This is a genomic window from Paralteromonas sediminis, assembly GCF_003820355.1.
Lineage (GTDB): Bacteria > Pseudomonadota > Gammaproteobacteria > Enterobacterales > Alteromonadaceae > Alteromonas_F > Alteromonas_F sediminis.
The window spans coordinates 216,347-230,241 of record NZ_RPOK01000004.1 but is presented as its reverse complement, the minus strand read 5'-3'; the positions used below and the strand labels follow the sequence as shown (position 1 = coordinate 230,241).

Sequence of the window (13,895 nt, the reverse complement as noted above, 5' to 3'; positions counted from 1 at the left end):
GATTTATCTCTTTTATTGTTTTTTTGCCGTCAGCTTGGCGAAGAGTGCACCCCCAATCGCCCCAGCCAGGATCTGTGCATAGAAGCCCGCCTCTCTGGCACCAGCGATAATCGTAATTTGCATGATGGGCTGCATAGCAGATAAGAGCACGGCAAATGCTGCTGCACCCGCACATAAAAATAAAATAAACCGCTTTTCAGGGGCTTTTTTAATAATAAAGCCCACAACGATAAAAGCGAGTAACAGCCCAATCGCAATAATAACGCCATAGGTGGGTAACAAGCCTACCCAGTCGTCGATTGTCAGACTTAGCCTGTCTAATAGTCGGATTTTTACCCCAACATTGACTAATTCGTTGACAACAAATTGACTATGCAACACGCTAGCAAGAGTGAAAGTTAGTATCCATGTAAACAGGAATGGGGGCAGGTAGCGTGTTAAAAATTGCATTGGCGTCTCAAAGTAAACCCAGTTTCATAGGCAACTTTATCAAAGCGGTTGCAGGCAGACAATGTCGCTCAGTCGTGTTTCTGTGGATGCTCACCCTGAACATAGGCATTGTTTTGCCTGCCACAGCATCATTACCTGTCGAACCTTACGTAAAAACTACTCTAGCAGAAGGGTTAAATTCACCCTGGAGTGCTGTGGTTACGCCTCAGGGAGAGTGGTTGGTGACTGAACGAGATGGCCATGTAGTCATTGCAACTTCTCCCAGTGATCAACGTAGGGTAAAGCTGACACTGAACAACCTATACGTAGCAGGGCAGGGCGGACTACTGGATATTGTTCTCAGCCCTTCGTTTACTCAAACCCAAGAGGTATTTATATCTTTTGCGCAGGGTGACAGCAGCGCTAATCGTCTTGTCGTCGCCAAAATGAAATATGACGGCAATACGTTCACACAGCCCAAGGAAGTTTTTGCGGTTTCTCCCGATAAGTCAACACCAGTCCATTACGCTGGCAGGCTATTGTTTTTACCCGATGCAAGTTTGCTGGTTGCCAGCGGCGATGGTTTTGATTACAGAGAAAAAGCACAGGTTAGAGAGAATCAACTGGGTAAAATTTTACGCATAAATCAAGACGGTAGTGTGCCAACAGACAACCCCTTCACTGAGAGAGAAGGCCAAGGCGCTCACGCGGTGTATACCTATGGCCACAGGAACCCTCAGGGCCTTATTTTGGACACCGATGCAAACCGAATATATAGCCACGAACATGGTCCTGCGGGTGGGGATGAATTAAATCAGTTGCATCCGGGTGTCAATTACGGCTGGCCGGTAGTGACGCTGGGGAAAGACTATTCCGGTGCAAGGATCTCACCGTTTACGGCGTACGGTGGAATGCAAAACCCATTAGTAAACTGGACGCCATCTATTGCACCTTCAGGGATGGCTTATTACGCGAATGTGCATTCCCAATTTCCGTCCTTGCAAGGGCATGCACTGGTTACAACGCTGGTTGACAAAGCCCTTTATGCGATACATCTCGCAAACGGTCAGTTTTCGCAGCGCAAAGCGTTTAGCGATATTTCAGGCAGGTTGAGAGATGTGATTGTTTCTCCACGAGGGGAAGTAGCAGTGTTGAAAGACGGCGCGCAGGCCTCATTAATCTTATTAACAAGCGAGAACTGATCCCACCATCAACAATGTGAATAGCGGCTATAATAAGAGTAGCCACTATATTCATTCAAATTATGGTCGTAAGTGGTTATAATTCCGCTGTTTTACACATATGTGCCTTGCCCACTCTCCCGGCAAAGCCAGAAAATAAATTTAAGAGGACATCATAGTGTTAGAAGCTTATCGTAAGCACGTAGAAGAGCGTGCAGCAGAAGGGGTTCCACCTAAGCCACTCAATGCAGAGCAGGTCGCCGGTTTAGTTGAATTACTGAAAAACCCACCCGCAGGCGAGGAGTCTTTTCTACTGGAGCTTATCTCTGAACGCGTTCCTCCCGGTGTGGACGAAGCCGCTTATGTTAAAGCCGGCTTTTTGAGCGCTATTGTAAAAGGTGAGGCCACCTCTCCGCTCATCGACAAAGACGCAGCAGTGCAACTGTTGGGTAATATGCACGGTGGCTACAACATTGAAACACTGGTTGAATTACTGGATGATGCTGACCTAGCAGAACTTGCTGCTGAAGAGCTTAAGCACACCTTACTTATGTTCGATGCCTTCCACGATGTAGAAGAAAAGCACAAAGCAGGCAATGCGCATGCTACTGCCGTCATGGAGTCATGGGCAGAAGGTGAGTGGTTCACATCACGCCCAGACCTACCTGAAAAGGTGACGTACACGGTATTTAAAGTAACAGGTGAAACCAATACTGATGATTTATCACCTGCACCAGATGCATGGTCACGTCCCGATATTCCTTTGCACGCTCGTGCTATGTATAAAATGACTCGCGATGGCCTTACGCCAGAAAAGCATGGTGAAGTAGGTCCTCTGGCGCAAATCGAGGAAGTTAAGGCAAAAGGCCACCCTGTAGCTTTCGTGGGTGATGTTGTTGGAACTGGTTCATCGCGTAAATCAGCAACAAACTCTGTACTCTGGTACTTCGGTGAAGACTTGCCTGGTGTGCCGAACAAACGTGGCGGCGGAATTTGCATTGGTAGCAAAGTGGCGCCAATTTTCTTCAACACTATGGAAGATGCCGGAGCGTTGGTATTTGAAGCCGACGTTGAAAAAATGAACATGGGCGATGTTATCGATATCTTCCCTAAAGACGGCAAAATCACGAATACTGAAACCGGTGAAGTACTGGCTGAGTATAAGTACAAGTCACGTGTAATCTTAGACGAAGTACGTGCTGGTGGTCGTATCAACCTAATCATTGGTCGCGGCTTGACTGAAAAAGCCCGTGAAAGCCTTGGAATGGGCGCATCAGACTTGTTTATGAAACCTGAACAACCGGTTGATACGGGCAAAGGGTTTACCCTTGCACAAAAAATGGTTGGTAAAGCCTGTGGCGTTGAAGGTATCCGTCCAGGCACATACTGTGAACCTAAAATGACGACTGTTGGCTCTCAGGATACCACCGGTCCTATGACTCGTGACGAGTTGAAGGATTTGGCGTGTCTTGGCTTTAGTGCAGATTTAACGATGCAGTCTTTCTGCCACACCGCGGCTTATCCTAAACCGGTCGATATCGACACACAGCATACTTTGCCAGACTTTATTATGAACCGGGGCGGTGTAAGCTTGCGCCCAGGTGACGGTATTATTCACTCTTGGCTAAACCGCATGCTATTGCCTGATACCGTAGGTACAGGTGGTGACTCTCACACCCGTTTCCCACTGGGCATTTCATTCCCGGCGGGCTCTGGTTTGGTTGCATTTGCCGCGGCAACGGGCGTGATGCCACTTGATATGCCTGAATCTGTTTTAGTTCGCTTTAAAGGCGAAATGCAGCCAGGAATTACGTTGCGCGATCTGGTTCATGCAATCCCGCTGTATGGCATCAAACAAGGCCTGCTCACTGTTGAAAAGAAAGGTAAGATCAATGCTTTCTCAGGTCGTGTACTTGAAATTGAAGGTCTTGAGCACCTGACTGTAGAGCAAGCCTTCGAGTTGTCAGACGCATCAGCAGAGCGTTCTGCGGCAGGCTGTACAATTAAGCTATCTGAAGAATCTATCGCAGAATATTTGCGTTCTAACATTACTATGCTTCGCTGGATGATCAACGAAGGCTATGGTGATCCTCGTACCCTAGAGCGTCGTGCACAGAAGATGGAAGAGTGGTTGGCTAACCCTGAGTTGATGGAAGCCGATGCCGATGCAGAATATGCTGAAGTGATTGAGATTGACCTTGCTGACATTAAAGAGCCTATCCTGTGTTGCCCGAATGACCCAGACGATGCAAAAACCTTATCTGATGTTGCTGGTGACAATGTTGATGAAGTCTTTATTGGCTCGTGCATGACCAATATTGGTCACTTCCGTGCTGCAGGTAAGCTGCTTGAGCAATACAATCAAACACTGCCTACGCGTTTGTGGATTTCTCCACCTACTAAAATGGACAAAGCGCAACTCATGGAAGAAGGTTACTACAATATCTATGGCCGCGCCGGTGTGCGAACAGAAATGCCAGGATGTTCATTGTGTATGGGTAACCAGGCGCGTGTACTCGCGGGTGCGACAGTATTGTCAACATCTACTCGTAACTTCCCTAACCGCTTGGGAGATGGCGCTAACGTCTATTTATGCTCTGCAGAACTGGCTGCAGTTGGTGCGATTGTTGGTCGTATCCCCACTGCTGAAGAGTATATGGAGTACGCTGGCAAAATCGACTCAATGCATTCAGAAGTATTCCGTTATTTGAACTTTGATCAAATGGAAAGCTTCAAGGAAGCAGAAGAGAAAGCCAAGGCGAATATTATTCCAACTTTGAATTTAGCGTAGTATTTGCAATAGCTAATTCGTATAAGCCGGACAAGTAAATTGTCCGGCTTTTTTATTGCCAATTATCCAATAGCTTAGTAATGTCTGAATCCACCAGAATATAGGAAGTCACATAGGTATGTCGCATAGGGCTCAGCTGCTATTTGTATTGTTAAGCATGTTTTTTCTTGTCAATCCGGCAAGCTGGTCACAAGGCGAGCCAAGCCCCGTAGTTTTTGACACTCTCCAACTTTCGATTAATGGCATTCCCCTTGAACTTGAACATGCCGTTACCTATGAGCAAAGGGCAAGAGGCTTAATGTTCAGAAAATCGATGTGCGCTGATTGTGGGATGATATTTACGTTTAGCCGTCCTATTGAAGCAAGCATATGGATGAAAAACACCTATATTCCGCTCGACTTGGCATATGTAGATACGGAAGGTCAGATCACAGGTATTTATACCCTGGAACCACATGATTTAACGTCGGTTGTTTCCAAAAAAAAGGTGCGCTATGCCATTGAAATGAACCGTGGTTGGTTTGAAAAGAACGGAGTGAAAGTGGGTGACACTGTGGTCCTCAAAGAGTAAATGAAAGGCAATAATTCGTGAGTAATAGATTAAATATCGCAAAATTCGGCGGTACAAGCGTTGCCAACTTTGAAGCTATTTGTAATTGCGTCAAGGTAATTAAAGGTAATTCAGATACCCGGGTCGTGGTGGTGAGTGCTGCCGGTGGAGTGACTAATTTACTGGTTGAGTTAGCACACCATGCAATGACACATGTCGAAATACAAAAACGTATCGATGCAATCAAAGATATAGAGTTCAAGATCCTTGGTCACTTGGCACATGCAGAAGATGTTAAAGAGAAGCTCGGTGTTTTGTTATCAGAATTGGATACACTGGCGTTTCATGAAGAGATCCATCATACCGACTCCTTAAAAGACCAGCTGTTGTCTCTGGGCGAGCGTATGTCTTCACTTTTGGTTGCCGCCATACTTAACGAACAAGGGCAAAAAGCGCGAAATTTTGATGTTAGGAACGTATTAAAGACAGACAGTGTTCACGGCGCGGCTACGCCAAATCTAGCGCTTATAAAAACACAGGCATCGAGGTTACTTAAGCCTGAATTGGCGGACGCTATTATAGTTACGCAGGGCTTTATTGGCTCGGATGAAAATGGCATGACGACAACGCTAGGGAGAGGGGGATCTGATTTCTCTGCAGCGCTATTGGCCGAAGCACTTGATGCCGATAGTTGTGAGATCTGGACAGATGTTATTGGAGTCTACACAACCGACCCGCGTATTACTGACCAAGCCCGACCGATTCCCGAACTAAGTTTCGAGGAAGCCGCAGAAATGGCGACATTCGGTGCAAAAGTGTTGCACCCTGCGACCATGGAGCCTGCATTGCGACAGAACATTCGTGTGTTTGTTGGATCAAGCCGTGAACCGGAAAAAGGCGGAACCTGGCTGGTGAAAGACTGTAAAGAAGAACCCCCGTTTCGCGCTATTACGCGTAGAAAAGAGCAAGTGATGGTGACAGTCAAAACGCCGAAAATGATGTATGCACAGGGCTTTTTGGAGCGTGTTTTTGCGATTATTGCCAAACATAAGCTCAGTGTTGACTTGGTAACAACGTCCGAAATTTCGGTAGCGTTCACGTTGGATAACCCTGCCAACTCTGTAGCCCAAAGGCTTAACAAGCAGACGATTTCTGAACTTGAAACTATGTGTGATGTGACGGTAGAAGACGGCTTTGATTTGGTGACGATAGTGGGTAACCACATGCAAAGTGCGAAGGGCTGTACAGGTAAAGTTTTTGCTGCCTTAAATGATATTGAAGTGCGTATGGTGTGCTTTGGTGCTAATCCTCACAATATGTCTTTTTTGGTCAAAGAGGCTGTCAGCACACAGGTTGTAAAAGGGTTGCATAGTGTCCTATTTGAGTAAGGGTAAAATGCAAGGAAGCCAGGCATTGCAACCCCTTATTTCTCATGCCGAGTTAATGTCGGCTAAACGCATCCTTTTTATGAGCCATTTAGCCTTGGGTGACTTTGTTTACCACGGTCCCTATTTAGCTGCGCTAAAAGCCAATTATCCCCATTTAGAATTAGACATTTGGTTTGACGACAATAAGAACCGGTCAAAAGGATGGAAAAGTGAAAGAAATGAAGCGTTGACAGAAAGAATAAAAGACAGCGGCATTGCTACTGTCATTTTTCCTGTGGCCGGTAGCAATGATGAGAGACAAAAACTGATTCGTCGTGGCAATCGTCGTCAGTACGATATCATTTTTTATTTTTCAGCTAATCGCTCTTTGCAATTCGCTAAGTTGGCAAAGCAAATCGCAAGCACGGCTATAATTGTTGGCAATACGCCCCCGAAGGCATGGCTCAATTTACGTGAATATGCTTACTATAGGCACGTAAAGCGCAAATTTGTACTCGATGAAGTAACGGGCAAAAGAGAGCTGGTAACACACATTTTTGACCGTTGCAGAGAGCGCTATGAGCGGTGCTTTGGTCCCCTAAAACTACATAACACGCACAAGCAGGGGTTACCGGTTAATACTACCGAGAAAAGTCGTGGTGTTATTTCAGCCTGGATATCACAACAGGTTAGTGATCATTCAAGCCCCCTCGTATTACTCAATCCATTTTCAGGTTCTCAGAAACAAGATTTGAGTGCAGAGGCTTTTACCAGTGTTATAAACGCTATTTTTACGCACTATGAACAAGCGCACATCATCGTCAATGTACCGGCTTCATCAGAAATCGGTGTAAAGGCAGTACTAAAGGCCCATGAACTAAACCAAAACAGCCAGATAAGTTTATTCACGCAAAGCGATAATATTCACCTCCTGCCAGCATTGTTGCAGCAGGTAGACTTTATTGTCACGGTGGAATCAGCAATTACCCATTTTGCGTCTACTCTCCATTGTCCGCAATTGGCTATCGTTCGAGAAAATGCTGCGAGTCGGAGACCTATAGAGTACGTAGACCTTTTTTGGTGCCCTGAACGGATCCATAATGTAAGAGGAATAGAGTTGGCGCCGAAGGTTATCAGCGCCATGAGGTCACTTAAACTTTAAATTTGCGGATGGACTGTTGTAACTCTTCAGCTAAACGCGCTACTTCGTGGCTGGATTCTGACGTTTGCTGAGCCCCCGTGCTGGTCTCTTCAGCTATGCCGACAATCGTTTCAAGTTTTTCACTGATTTCCTGAGAGACTACATTCTGCTCTCTCGCTGACTGCTCGATTTGACTGCTAACATCGTGAGCTTTGTGGACTGCCTGAGTGATAGTGTCGAGTGCTAATGTTGCTTTTTCTGTCTGCTCAACGCATACGCCAGTTTGTTCTTTACCCTGATTCATCACTGCTACCGCTTTTTCCGCACCGGCTTGCAGTACTTCAATCATTGCATTGATTTCCTGTGTTGATTGCTGCGTTCTACTTGCCAGGGTTCTAACCTCATCGGCTACTACGGCAAAGCCTCGGCCTTGTTCTCCAGCACGAGCTGCCTCAATAGCGGCATTTAGTGCTAGCAAATTGGTCTGGTCTGCAACGCCGCGAATAACATCTAATATACCACCGATGCTGGCGCTGTCCTGATGTAGCTTGTTAATGACTTCTGCAGCTTCGTCAACATCTTTGGCGAGTACTTCAATAGTATTTCGGTTTTCAAGAGAAATCGTTTTGACTTTTTGGGCCTCGTCGTCAGCCTCCTGAATTTTACTCAGCGTATCTTCTGCGCTTTGTGTGACTAATTGAGAGGTAGAGTGCATTTCCGTTGTCGCTGTTGCAACCTGAGCAATCTGAGACTTTTGGTTCTGAATCGATGACGTGGTCTGCATGGTAACCGCTGACGTTTGCTCAGAGGCAGCAGCAAGTTGCTCTGCTCTAGCATGAATACCCTGAATCAATGTTTTCAGGTTATCAATTAACTTATTACAGTTCCTGGACAGTTGGCCAAATTCGTCCTTCTGCGAATCGTCAAGTCTGTGAGTGAGATCGCCTGAAGAGGCAACATTCAATAGTTCATTCACTCTAGCCAATGGCCTTGTAATGGCAATAACGGTTAAATAGCCAATAACCGCAGCCACCGCTAACGAGATAACCACCACAATAACGACCTGAATAGTGCCGCTGCTAACCGAACTTTGTACCCTCTCTTCAATTTCTTTCACTTTGCTATCAGCCAAGCCCAATAGATTCTCAAGCTCGACGATGCCTTCTTGGCTATTCACGTCTGACGCATTTAACGATGCCTCTGCTTGGTTTCGCTTAGTTAATCGCTCAACGTGCAGGTTGACTATACCGTCATTGGCTAGGACAGCATTGGAAGCCGTGCTGATAAGGTCTGCAATTTCATCGATTGTGCCTGTTGAATCTTGACCGTTGGCCGCGGTAACCATTTCACCAAGAAGCTCATTAACTTGGCCCACTACCAGCTCCACTTCGTTGCCAATTGTCTGAGCACGCTGAAGTGTTTGCGTTTTGATATATTCATTGGAAATGGTTAATAGCGTGAGAAGGCGAGTCTCAAGTCTTGCGCCAACCTCTAGAGCATTTTGCAATGCACGGCTTTCGGAGACTTCATCGAGATCGCCAAAGTCAAGAATGAGCGTAGATGCATCATCAGCGTTATATTCGACGTCTTCTAAACGCGAAGATATTTCGCCCCTAAGGTCCAGAAACTCTTGTTTGTAGGTATATACGTTCTGTACATTTTCTGCATAACTTTCATAGGCTTGTTTAACATTTGCAAGCGTGGCACGCAGGTGGGGATCTTTTCCTACAACAGTTTCCAGCAGAGAAATTTCTGATTCAAACTCTTCTTTACTGGCCTGGTAACGTTGCTTTTTATCACCCAAACCGTCCAGTGTGTCTTCAATGTAAGCTTCAAAGGTGATCCTGCCCATGTTGATAAAGCTGGTCTTCAGCGCATTACTTGCCGACAGAGTGGGGATGGCTAGCTCGTTCACCTCTGTCGTCGCGGAATCAATGCTGTTTAGATTGACGAATGATGACACGCTAATGACCACAAGGAGCAAACTGATAATAACGAAACCGCCAATAATGCGTGCTGCAACCGTAATATTCATGAGAAGACTCTCTTAGTTATTTTGCTGTTATTTTTGTTCTTGCTTAGTATCTATGTTGATTCTGACAAAAATTCATACACTTTTCACTAGACTTTTGTCATTTATCCTAATAGCGGCAGGGGAGAGGAAAGTTTTAAGCATGAATTGCCATTTTTTCTCGTGTTTCCAGACACCAAACAGTCATCTTGTTGCCCCAAACATATCCTGTATCTAATCCAATATAGTTACTTTTGTTTGTTTTTCCATTCAAACTTGCCCAATGACCAAAAACCACACATTCGTCAGGCTTCATTTTCTTGTTATTGACATCAAACCAAGGTAGAAGAGGGGAACGTGCCAGTTCTGGCGCACACTTTTCTTCAAAGTCCAGCGCAAGTTGAGGTGACAGATAACGCATTCGGGTCATGGCATTGATAACAAAAGTCAGCCGCTTCTTACTGTCTTTTGCCTCTTTCCAGCACACGGCTTCACTGGAGTACATATGCGGCAGAAAACGTTTGAAGTGTTTACTTTGCAGTTTTTCCTCAACTTCCTTTGACAGCCTAATGGCTTTGTCTGTGCTCCAGGAAGGATACAAGCCCGCGTGACAAAGCAGGGTATTGTCGTTAATGCGCCGCGCGAGTGGCTGGTGTCTTAGCCAGTCCGTATATTTGTCTACATCCTTAGAAGCCAACAGTTTTTCTAATTTATCTGCGCGTTTTGAGGCTTTTACGCCACTGTGAATTGCCAGTAGATGCAGGTCATGATTGCCGAGAACGGTTTTAAAGTTGTCTCCAAGGTCATAGAGAAACGCCAGCGTAGACAGAGAATCTTCGCCTCTCGCTACCAGGTCACCTGCCGCCCATAGGGTATCTTTTCCGGGTTGGAACTTAATTTTTTTTAGTAAACGCTTCAGGCCTTTATAACAACCCTGAATATCACCGACAACGTAGTTCACTCTGGGCTCCCTAATTTATACTTTGGGGTGTAGCCAGTCTAAATGGCAGAATTACTGCTGAAAATGATTCAGGTTCACTGTTTGGTGGGCGAGTCTGCATATCATAGCTACCTTGCATCACACCGACCTGTGTGTCGATCACGGCACCGCTGGTATAGCTAAAAAAATCATTGGGGGCAATCACAGGCTGCTTGCCCACAACACCCTCACCATGCACCTCTTTTACTTCTCCGTTGCCATCAGTGATAAGCCAGTGCCGATAAAGTAACTGGATGGGTATGTCGCCTTGATTCTGAATGATGACTTGATAGGCAAATGCAAACTGCCCTTTCTCACGAGTCATAGGGTCATTCAGATACTTTGTTTGAACATGGATAATGACAGGATAGTCCATAGACAAAATCGCTATGACTCATTAATCGTATTGGCGATGGTGGCAAAATCTTGCAATGAAAGTTTCTCTGCTCTTAACCCCGCATCGATCCCGAGCGCACTCAATTCTGCTTCAGATACAAAGTCTTTTAGGCTATTTCGAATTGTTTTGCGACGCTGACCAAAGGCTGCCTTACATACCTTATCTAAATGTTCTACCTGATTAAGTGACACAGGAGCCTGAGTATGAGGTACTAATTTTACAACGGCAGAATTTACTTTGGGAGGTGGGACAAATGCTCCGGGTGGTACCGTCAGGACGGGAATGACATCACAATAATACTGCGCCATAACTGAAAGCCTACCGTAATGCTTCGACCCAGGCGTGGCTGCGAGTCTGTCAACAACCTCTTTCTGCAGCATAAAATGCATATCGACAATGGCATCCTGATGGGAAAAAAGATGAAACATGAGTGGTGTCGAGATGTTGTAAGGCAAGTTGCCAAATACTCGAAGCTTACTTTGTCTCTCCTGGCTTAGCTGGCCAAAATCAAAACGCATCGCATCTTGCTCTATCACCGTCAGTTTCTGATGATGAAACGGATGGTGTCGCAATCGCTCGGCTAAGTCTCTATCCAGTTCAATAACGGTGAGTGCTTCAACGCGCTCACACATAGGTTCAGTTAGTGCCCCTAATCCTGGGCCTATTTCTATTAATACATCATCATTGGTTGGTGCAATGGCGTTGAGAATACGGTCTATGACCAACTCGTCTTTTAAGAAATTTTGCCCAAATCGCTTTCGAGCAGTATGGCCGAGGTGGGTTTTTGTCATTTTTGATGACCTGCTAATTCTATTGCTTTTTCAATCGCCAACTTAAAACTGCCAACGTCTATGTTTCCCGTAGCTGCGAGGTCCGTTGCGGTACCATGGTCTACCGACGTTCTGATAAACGGCAACCCGAGCGTAATGTTGACTGATGCGCCGAACCCCTTGTACTTGAGTACAGGAAGCCCTTGATCGTGATACATCGCCAATACCACATCGGCATCTTCCAGGTATTTAGGCTGAAATATCGTGTCTGCTGGCAACGGGCCCGTAATGTTCAAACCCTCTTCTCGAAGCGCATCTAATGCTGGCTTTATTGTCGTGATTTCTTCAGTACCAATATGCCCGTCTTCCCCGGCGTGAGGATTAAGCCCACAAACAAAAATATGCGGCTGCTTGATGCCGAACTTGAGTTTTAAATCGGTATGAATGATGTGTATGACTTTATGTAGACGCTCTTTTGTTATCGCGCGCGAGACAAATTCCAATGGAATATGCGTAGTGGCAAGAGCGACATTCAACCCTTTTGTTGCCAATAACATGACGACGTCTATGGTGCCAGACTGATGGGCAAAATATTCGGTATGACCACTAAACGAAATGCCTGCTTTGTTGATTGTGCCTTTGTGCACGGGGCCTGTTACTACCGCATCGAAGTTACCTTCCATATTTGCTTGGCAGGCTTGTCTGAGTGTCTCTACCACATAATGCCCATTGTCGCTATTTAGCTGCCCAGCGACGACAGGGACATCTGTTTGAATTGGTTTGATGTAAACAGACTGGGCAGGCAAAACCTGCGTATTGCCTTCAACGTAGTCCACCAAGTTAAGCGGTAAACGCAATTGGCTTGCCCGTTGACGCATAACCTCTGGATCGGCAAATACGACCAGCTGCGCATCCCAGGCGTGCTGAGCAAGCAGAACTACTAAGTCAGGACCTATACCAGCGGGTTCCCCTGGCGTAATGGCCAATCTGATCGGCACCATTTCGCTCTCCAATTAAGAGTTAGTAGGTTCTAATACTTCTATGAATGCCGAATCACGCATTTCTCGAATCCAGTTTTCAGTTTCTTCATTGAATTTTCTGTTAAAAATCAATTGCGAAGCGCGCTCTTCTTTGCGTTTGTCAGTTGCATCATCAACGCGTCTATCGAGAAGCTGAACCAAGTGCCAACCATGCTCTGAACGAACAGGCTCACTAAATTCACCTGGCTCAAGCGTTGCAAGTGCATTTCTGAATGCTGCAACATAGTTATTGGGATCAGCCCAGCCAAGGTCTCCGCCGCGCAATGCGGAACCAGGATCTTCAGAATGTTCTTTGGCAAGCTCTGCAAAGTCGAGTTCACCGGCAATCACTCCTTCTTTAAACTCCACCAACATCTTCTCGGCTTTTGCATCGCTTAGAATGATGGACGGCTTTATAAGAATGTGTCGAGCATTGACTTCTTCAATTTCAACTTTTTCGATGCCGCGTGTTTCCATTACTTTTAAAATGTGAAAACCAGCACCACTTCGAATGGGGCCGATAAGCCCTTCGCCATCGTTTTCCTGAACAGCTTCTGCAAAAAGCGTTGGCATAGAGTTGATATTTAACCAACCCATATCGCCACCTTCCAACGCTTCAGAGCCAGAAGACGAGGCGATGGCGATACGCGCAAAATCTGAGCCGTCATTGAGCAGTTCAATCACGCGGTCTGCTCTGCCACGTGCATCAGCAATGTCTTCGTCGGTCGGATCAGGTGGAAAGCCTATCAAAATATGGCCCAAGCGATACTCTGCCTGCTCTGCACCTTGTTGGTCCATAATGTCAATCAACGCGTCGACTTCCTGCTCCGTAATATAAATACGTCGTCTTACGTTAGCGCGCGTAACTTCACCTGTAATAAGTTCCTGACGAATGCTTTCGCGATAGTCATCATAGGTAATCCCGTCTGCATCAAGCTGAGCGCGTATATCATCAACGGTGACATTTTGGCGTGCAGCAATATTAGCAATGGTTTGGTCAAGTTGAGGATCGCTCACCTGTAAACCCATACGTTCGGCCATTTGCATTTGTAGATTGGTGACAATCAAGCGTTCAATAGCCTGGGTGCGCAGTGCACGCTCTGAGGGCAATGACTGATTGTTCTGTGCAGCATTGCGTTTGACGTCCGCTATCAATTTTTGTATCTCTGATTCTAATACCACGCCCTGGTCGACAATGACTGCCACTCTGTCGAGTAAGACTTCCTGTGCGGTAACAGGTGCCACTGTGAGCCACATTAA

The 13,895-nt window shown here is 46.0% G+C and carries 12 protein-coding genes; 5 read left to right on the top strand and 7 right to left on the bottom strand.

Annotated features, from left to right (window positions below; translation table 11 throughout):
- Positions 1 to 12: 12 nt before the first annotated feature.
- Positions 13 to 450 (bottom strand): hypothetical protein, encoded by a 438-nt coding sequence (locus tag DRW07_RS13185; protein ID WP_124028398.1) that lies wholly within the window; start codon positions 448 to 450, stop codon positions 13 to 15.
- Between DRW07_RS13185 and DRW07_RS13180 the strand changes: the two genes are divergently transcribed.
- The 5 genes from DRW07_RS13180 (at position 435) to DRW07_RS13160 (ending at position 7,480) form a co-directional block, all read left to right on the top strand.
- A complete protein-coding gene (locus DRW07_RS13180) occupies positions 435 to 1,631 on the top strand; it encodes a PQQ-dependent sugar dehydrogenase (protein WP_338067768.1) in 1,197 nt (398 codons plus the stop codon). The genes DRW07_RS13185 and DRW07_RS13180 overlap by 16 nt on opposite strands.
- A 157-nt stretch (positions 1,632 to 1,788) precedes the next feature.
- On the top strand, positions 1,789 to 4,401 hold the full coding sequence (acnB, locus tag DRW07_RS13175; RefSeq protein WP_124028396.1) for a bifunctional aconitate hydratase 2/2-methylisocitrate dehydratase: 2,613 nt from the start codon (positions 1,789 to 1,791) through the stop codon (positions 4,399 to 4,401).
- 118 nt (positions 4,402 to 4,519) lie between these two features.
- Positions 4,520 to 4,972 carry a DUF192 domain-containing protein gene (locus DRW07_RS13170; protein WP_124028395.1) on the top strand — a complete coding sequence of 151 codons (453 nt, stop codon included), beginning with the start codon at positions 4,520 to 4,522 and terminating at the stop codon, positions 4,970 to 4,972.
- Positions 4,973 to 4,989: 17 nt separating this feature from the next.
- A complete protein-coding gene (lysC, locus tag DRW07_RS13165) occupies positions 4,990 to 6,339 on the top strand; it encodes a lysine-sensitive aspartokinase 3 (protein WP_124028394.1) in 1,350 nt (449 codons plus the stop codon).
- Positions 6,332 to 7,480: a glycosyltransferase family 9 protein gene (locus DRW07_RS13160; RefSeq protein ID WP_165870489.1), complete on the top strand. Its 1,149-nt coding sequence runs from the start codon at positions 6,332 to 6,334 to the stop codon at positions 7,478 to 7,480. Before lysC ends, DRW07_RS13160 begins: the two co-directional genes overlap by 8 nt.
- Here the strand turns inward: DRW07_RS13160 and DRW07_RS13155 are convergent.
- The 6 genes from DRW07_RS13155 to surA all read right to left on the bottom strand — a co-directional run bounded on the left by DRW07_RS13155 (position 7,470) and on the right by surA (position 13,892).
- Positions 7,470 to 9,494 carry a HAMP domain-containing methyl-accepting chemotaxis protein gene (locus DRW07_RS13155; RefSeq protein ID WP_124028392.1) on the bottom strand — a complete coding sequence of 675 codons (2,025 nt, stop codon included), beginning with the start codon at positions 9,492 to 9,494 and terminating at the stop codon, positions 7,470 to 7,472. The two genes, DRW07_RS13160 and DRW07_RS13155, sit on opposite strands and share 11 nt — an antisense overlap.
- A gap of 133 nt (positions 9,495 to 9,627) precedes the next feature.
- Positions 9,628 to 10,431, bottom strand: a complete 804-nt coding sequence (locus DRW07_RS13150; protein ID WP_124028391.1) for a symmetrical bis(5'-nucleosyl)-tetraphosphatase — start codon at positions 10,429 to 10,431, stop codon at positions 9,628 to 9,630.
- 10 nt (positions 10,432 to 10,441) lie between these two features.
- Positions 10,442 to 10,825: a Co2+/Mg2+ efflux protein ApaG gene (apaG, locus tag DRW07_RS13145; protein ID WP_124028390.1), complete on the bottom strand. Its 384-nt coding sequence runs from the start codon at positions 10,823 to 10,825 to the stop codon at positions 10,442 to 10,444.
- An 11-nt stretch (positions 10,826 to 10,836) separates the two neighbouring features.
- Positions 10,837 to 11,637 (bottom strand): 16S rRNA (adenine(1518)-N(6)/adenine(1519)-N(6))-dimethyltransferase RsmA, encoded by an 801-nt coding sequence (gene rsmA, locus DRW07_RS13140; RefSeq protein ID WP_124028389.1) that lies wholly within the window; start codon positions 11,635 to 11,637, stop codon positions 10,837 to 10,839.
- Entirely contained in the window at positions 11,634 to 12,617 is a 984-nt protein-coding gene (pdxA, locus tag DRW07_RS13135) for a 4-hydroxythreonine-4-phosphate dehydrogenase PdxA (RefSeq protein ID WP_124028388.1), read from the bottom strand. The genes rsmA and pdxA overlap by 4 nt, the downstream gene beginning before the upstream one ends.
- A gap of 12 nt (positions 12,618 to 12,629) precedes the next feature.
- Entirely contained in the window at positions 12,630 to 13,892 is a 1,263-nt protein-coding gene (surA, locus tag DRW07_RS13130; protein ID WP_377923168.1) for a peptidylprolyl isomerase SurA, read from the bottom strand.
- Between the last annotated feature and the right edge of the window lie 3 nt (positions 13,893 to 13,895).

Excerpts from the sequence above, each read along its gene's own strand:
- DRW07_RS13185 (WP_124028398.1), bottom strand. The coding sequence starts at position 450 with ATGCAATTTTTAACACGCTACCTGCCCCCATTCCTGTTTACATGGATA.
- DRW07_RS13170 (WP_124028395.1), top strand. The coding sequence starts at position 4,520 with ATGTCGCATAGGGCTCAGCTGCTATTTGTATTGTTAAGCATGTTTTTT.
- DRW07_RS13155 (WP_124028392.1), bottom strand. The coding sequence starts at position 9,494 with ATGAATATTACGGTTGCAGCACGCATTATTGGCGGTTTCGTTATTATC.
- apaG (WP_124028390.1), bottom strand. The coding sequence starts at position 10,825 with ATGGACTATCCTGTCATTATCCATGTTCAAACAAAGTATCTGAATGAC.
- rsmA (WP_124028389.1), bottom strand. The coding sequence starts at position 11,637 with ATGACAAAAACCCACCTCGGCCATACTGCTCGAAAGCGATTTGGGCAA.
- pdxA (WP_124028388.1), bottom strand. The coding sequence starts at position 12,617 with ATGGTGCCGATCAGATTGGCCATTACGCCAGGGGAACCCGCTGGTATA.
- surA (WP_377923168.1), bottom strand. The coding sequence starts at position 13,892 with ATGTGGCTCACAGTGGCACCTGTTACCGCACAGGAAGTCTTACTCGAC.